Annotated in this window: 2 protein-coding genes; both read right to left on the bottom strand. The window is 71.7% G+C overall.

The genetic code is table 11. The features are described from left to right. Nucleotides 1-497 precede the first annotated feature (497 nt). Complete coding sequence (gene fxsT / locus FNH04_RS39975) at nucleotides 498-4,427, bottom strand: FxSxx-COOH system tetratricopeptide repeat protein (protein WP_152791028.1); 3,930 nt, start codon at nucleotides 4,425-4,427, stop codon at nucleotides 498-500. Nucleotides 4,428-4,776: 349 nt separating this feature from the next. Further along, nucleotides 4,777-5,817: a rod shape-determining protein gene (locus tag FNH04_RS39970; RefSeq protein WP_152791026.1), complete on the bottom strand. Its 1,041-nt coding sequence runs from the start codon at nucleotides 5,815-5,817 to the stop codon at nucleotides 4,777-4,779. Nucleotides 5,818-5,911: the final 94 nt, after the last annotated feature.

The following is a 5,911-nucleotide window of genomic DNA, read 5'->3' as shown; positions in this document are numbered from 1 at the left end:
GATCTGAGGGATCCGGGGGATCCGCGGGGTCCGCGGGATCTGCGTTCAAGGACATGGCAGGTCGCTCCAGGCTGGTCAGGAGAAGGGAGGCCGCGCTGTTGCCGGGCGGTGCGGGCCCGGGACGCCCACTTTCTGATGCAGTGTCAGGAATGTGCCCGGCGGGCACGGTCAAGTCAAGGGTTCCGGCACCCCGGGCGGCCGACGCGGTCCGGAGCCCGCACTGTCGGGACGCGTCCGGAGAGTCCCGGAAGCGTGGGGCCCGGTCCGTGGGCCGGGAGAGGGGAAGCGCGGTGCGGGACCTGGTGCCGACAGCCGACAGCCGACAGCCGACAGCCGACCGTGTCCGGACGGCGGCGGACGGGTCCACTTCGGTGCGCTGCTGGTCCTGCCGGAGTACCGGAGTGGTCGCTCACGGATGCCTCTCCCTGCGGGGCGGTGCCCTTCCGGGCGAATCCGGCCGTCCGTCCTCCCGGCGACCGGGCCCGTCCGGTCCCGCCTCACACCGCCGGCGGTTCCAGATCCCGGTGGATCCGCCGCTCCTGCTCCGCGGCCCGCGTGATCCCGTTGTCGTCGCCGAGCCGCCGCAGTTCGCCCAGCGCCTCCTCCCGCATACGGCGTGCCTCGCCCGTGCGGGCCAGCGCGCGCAGCGTGAGCGAGGAGTTGGCGACCACGGTCAGGGTGTCCGGGTGGTGCGGGCCCAGTACGGCTCTCAGCGTGACCAGCGCCTTCTCCTCCAGGGTGTACGCCTCCTCGAAGCGGCCCTGGTCGGCGAGCACGTTGGCGTAGTTGATGCCCGAGACGAGGGTGTGCGGGTGCTCCTTTCCGAGCATCTCCGTCATCCGCGGCAGGACCTTCCGGAACACCTGCCCGGCCGCCTCCAGGTCCCCGCAGCCCCAGTGGAAGATGCCCAGGTTGTGGAGCGCGCTCTGGGTGCAGGGATGGGCCTCGCCCGACACCTCCATGTACCCGGCCAGGGCCTCGCGGGCGACCGCACGCGCCTCCTCCCGCTCGCCGGCGGCGTACAGGTCGGACGCGAGGTTCAGGTCGCAGGCCAGCCGGTCAGGGGTCGGCGACGAGCGCAGGGCGCGGTACTGGGCCCGGGTCGCCGTCGTCAGCCGGAGCGCGTCCTCGAACCGGCCCACCCGGCGCAGGGACACGGCAAGGGACTTGGCGCAGGTGAGTGTGGCGGGGAACGGCTTCCCGAAGATGTCCTTGTGCTTCTCGTACACCTGGGAGAGGAGCGCCACGGAGTCGGCGTAGCGGCCGACCTCGCGCAGGTCGCGGCCGAGGCTGGAGGCCGAGGCGAGGGTGCAGGGGTGGTCGGGGCCCAGGACCTCCGTACGGCGGTCGAGGACGTCCTGGTCGAGTTCGCGGGCCAGGTCGTAGCTGCCGACCATGCGCAGCGCGAAGGCCAGGTTGCCGGCGGCGTCGAGGGTACGCGGATGGGACTCGTGGAAGGTCCGGCTGAGGCCTTCGTGTGCCTCCCTGGCCAGTTCGACGGCGGACCGGTACTCGCCGAGTGCCGAGAGGTCGCCCGCGAGCTGGGACGTGGTGAAGTACGTGTACGGATGCGAGTCACCGAGGACACGGCGTTGGCGCGCCAACAGGTCCTGGTCGATGTCCCTCGCCTCCACGAGACGCCCCTGGGAGCGCAGCACGTTGGCGAGCTGACCGCGCAGGTACAGGTACTGCATGTCGTCCTCGCCGAGGGTCTCCCTCCAGCGCGCCAGCACCTCCTCGGCCAGCTGACACGCGCCGGACAGTTTCCCGCGCTTCCACAGGTACCGGACGCGGTCGATGAGCAGGCGGCGGGGTTCGGGCTCGGAGCAGTCCTGGATGTCGCAGGCAAGGAGGTGGGGCCAGATCGCGTCGAAGCGCGACCATGTCCCGGGGGCGTCGACGGGCTCGTCGGCGTCGGGCCGGGCGCCCGCGAGGACGGTGTGGACGACGTGCCGGGCCTGCCGCTGCTGCTCCTCGGAGAGCTGGGAGCGGATCCCGGCCTGGACCAGGCGGTGGATCTGGATGGTGCCGGTGGAGTCGATCTTCGCCAGTGCGAACCGGCCGATCTCCCGGATGAGGCGCCCGATGAGGAAGCTCCCCTGAAGATCCGGGTCGTACGGTTCGAGGGCGTCGATCATCTCCCGGTTGCAGAGGAGCTGCGACGAGATGGGCTCCGGGGCCAGGAACGCGCACAGTTCCAGAAGACGGGCCGCGGCGGGGGAACGCTCCTTCAGACGGGAGATGGAGATGTTCCAGGTGGCGGCGACGGTATCCGGGTAGTCGGCGGGCCCGTTGAGGGCCGGCAGCTGGGCGGTCTGGCCGGCGAGCTGGTCCAGGTAGGTGTCGACGGGCATGGCTGTCTCGGCGAGCCAGGCCGCCGCCTGCTCCACGGCGAGCGGCAGGTCGCCCACCGCCTCCGCCACACGGTCGGCCTCCTCGGCGCTCAGACCGGGCGCGCGCCGGGTGAGGTACTCGACGCTCTCCTCGCGCTGGAACACGTCGACGGCCAGCAAGTCGGCCGTCCGAGCCCAGGCCTGGTCGCGGGAGGTGACGATGATGTGCCCGCCGTCGCCCGCCGGGAAGTACCGGCTGAGCTGTTCGGGGGCGTCGGCGTTGTCGAAGACGAGAAGCCAGCGTTTGGTCGGCACTCCACGGGCCAGCATCTGCACGGCCTCGTTGCCGGCCAGTGCCATGTCGTCACCGCGGGGTGCACCGATCCGCGCGGCGAGTTCCGCCAGTGAGGCGACGACGTTGTCCTGCTCCTCCGCGGAGATCCACCACACCAGGTCGTAGTCGCTCATGAACCGGTGTGTGTATTCCAGGGCCAGCTGGGTCTTGCCCACGCCGCCGAGTCCGTACAGCGTCTGTGGCTGCGGCAGCACGGGGGAGAGGCCGCCGTGAAGCTGCTCGCGCAGCCGGTCGAGGACTGTGGCCCGCCCGGTGAAGCGGGCGTTGCGCCAGGGCGCGTTCCAGATCGCCGGCGTGCGTCCCGGGAAGCGGGGGCCCGTCTCACGGGTCACCGGGTGATCCGTCGGCAGGCCCAGGGCCTTGAACAGTGCGCCGACGCACTGGGTTTCGTCGAGACGGTGCAGAGTCACCGGGGCGTGTGTGAGGTAGGAGGCGGGAAGCCGGGTCTCGTCGATCCGTAGCGGTGTCACGCCGGCGCGTGGCAGGCCCGGGCCGGTGGCTGTGAGGTTGTGCCAGGTGGCGTCCGAGTTCCGGGCCTTCAGGAAGGCGTTCGACACCAGCAGCAGGGTGCGCGTCGCCGGTTCCGGGCGCTCCGGGACGCCGGTGGACACGTCGTGCAGGGTCACCCGTCCGGCGTGCTCGTCGAACACCCTCTCCAGCCACTCCGCCCATATGCGGTTCTCCGCCGTGTACACGATGAGGAGTTCGGCGAACGTGGTCCTCGGCGGCCGCCGGGTGAAGGCGCTCAGGCAGCGCCGCCGCACCGGCTCGGGCACCGGCGGGAGCCGCGTCACCTCTCCGTCGGAGATCACTCCGGTGAGCCGCTCGAAGGCGGAGAGCAGGGAGGTAGTGACGCCGCTCTCGTCGCCGATGGTCGCGAGGATCTCCTCGTACGCGTAGTACGGGCGGTACGGGATCTCCACGCTCCCCCAGTACCTGTTCAGCTCGGCGGGGCCGAGTTCCTCGCCGCCCCGGCCTTTGAGCAGTCCGTCGAACTCGAGCCGGGCCAGCGCTCGTCCCGCGTCGGCCTTCTCCTTCTCGCCCTCGTCGACCCGCATCGGCACGGGCAGCACCCGGATCCGGCGTTCGCTGCAGCCCTCCACCACAGCGCGGGCCACGGCGGCCGCGCCGTCCAGGGACTGGTGGCTGAGCGTGAAGCAGTCGACGAGGACGTCGGGCATGTGGACGGTGCAGATGTCCGCGCTGTCGGAGAGGCCGGGGCGGCTGTCGATGAGGGTGTAGTCGTACGACGCCTTCATGTCGTCGCGCAGCGCGTCCAGGAACATGCCGCCGCCGAGGCGCTCGTAGAAGTTGTCCCATTCGAAGGACGAGACGGTGGCCGAGTACTCGCGGCTCTGCCGTCCCGCGGAGAGGAGGTCGAGCGAGCCGCCGCCCGGGAAGGACAGGCCGAGGAGCTCCGGAGTGAGGGAGACGGCGTGCCGCTCGACCCGGGCGTACTCCCGGTGCCAGGAACCGGATCGGCGGCTTCCGGAGGCCGCCGCCCAGGAGTAGTCGGTGATCATGTCGATCACCCCGGTGGTGGCCGCGAGCGCGTCGGGGTTGAGGAACGGGCGGAAGAAGCGATCGAGCCCGGGGGCTTCCAGGTCCCAGTCCACGGCCAGCACACGTGCGCCGTTGGCGGCGAGGATCCACGCGGTGTTCGCCAACGCCATCGTGCGGCCCGTACCACCCTTGTACGAGTAGAACGTGATGATGCGTCCGCCCAGCCGCGCCGTCATGCCCCTCCTCCGGTGTCGGGCCCCGTCACGGGACACAACGGGTCGAACGTGCGGGGACGGCCCTAAAGCAGTTGGTCGACCAAGTATGCCCCGCTTTCGGCGAGTTCACCGTCATCCCCCGCCGCCCGCGCTCCGCGTCCCGCTCCACGACCGCATGGCGGAGGACCCGGCTTCCCTGGTGGGTGGAGTGGGGGTGGCGCAGGACGGACTGTCACGCATGCGTGCCTGTGCCGGCTTCGCAGCTCCTGCGCGAAGTGGGCAATGCGTACCGCAGTGCCCGGTTGCCCGTCCCGCCGGGCGCGGAGCCCCGCCGGGCGCGAAACCCCGCCGGGATCCCGCGGCCCCCGGCTCAGTCGTCCGCCGGCAGATGCAGCTCCAGCGGCTCCACACGGCCCTCCAGCATGGCGCCCAGCCCCTGGATCGCGCAGAGTTCGGGCCGCTCGGCGATATGCACCGGCATGCCCGTCGAGGCGCGCAGCATCTGGTCGAGGCCCGGCAGCAGCGCACTCCCGCCGACCATCATGATCCCCCGGTCCGCGAGGTCGGCCACGAGGTCCGGCGGGCAGTCCCGCAGCACCTTGCCGATGCCGTCGAGCACGGCCGTGAGCGGCGTCTGGATGGCGTGGCGTACGGCGGCCGTGTCGACCTTGACGGAACGGGCGAGCCCGGTGGCGACATCCAGCCCGGTGATCACGGTGGAGGTGGGCCCGTGCGCGGTCAGCCCGTTGCCGGACAGGGCGATCTGGAGCGGCCGTACGGACTGGCTGGGCAGCATCAGCTCGTGCTTGTGCCGCAGATGCTGCACGATCGCGCGGTCCACGGCCTCACCGCCCACCGGGATGCGCTCCGCGGTCACGATCGCGCCCAGGGAGAGCACGGCCAGCTGCGTGGCCGCGGCACCGCACACCATGATCATCGTGGCCTCGGGACGCTCGACCGGCAGCCCGCAGCCGACCCCGGCGGCGAGGAGGGTGTCGACGAGCTCGACGCGCCGCGCGCCGAGGCCCACCAGCGTCTCGATCGCCGCGCGCCTGCCGAGCGGGTCCGCGTCGTGCGGCGTGCAGGCGGCGGCCCGCAGGAAGGGCTTGCGGCGCAGCGTACGGCGCGTCTTGTCGCCGAGCAGCTGACGCAGCATCCGCTGGGCCATCTCGATGTCGACGACGCTGCCGCCCGAGACCGGGCGGACGACCCGGATGTAGTGGGGCGTACGGCCCGTCATCCGCTCGGCGAACTCCCCTACCGCGATCAGCGCGCCGGTCCTGGTGTTCACGGCGGCCACGCTGGGCTGGTCGACCACCAGACCGGTGCCCTTCACATACACGCGGGTCCGCGCCGCGCCCAGGTCGACGGCGAAGTGGCAGCGGCGCAGCTGATCCAGACTGGCGGTCATGGGGTCCTCCCGGGGGCTCGGACCGTGAGGCCGTGGGAAAGGGCGGGGTCTCCTTGCATCGTGTTCGCACCAGGGGCGCGGCGCCTTCCGGGTG

Origin of the sequence: Streptomyces phyllanthi (assembly GCF_009377205.1) — a bacterium.
GTDB lineage: Bacteria > Actinomycetota > Actinomycetes > Streptomycetales > Streptomycetaceae > Streptomyces > Streptomyces phyllanthi.
The sequence above is the reverse complement of the archived record's forward strand: the minus strand, read 5'-3'. Positions and strand labels throughout refer to the sequence as shown.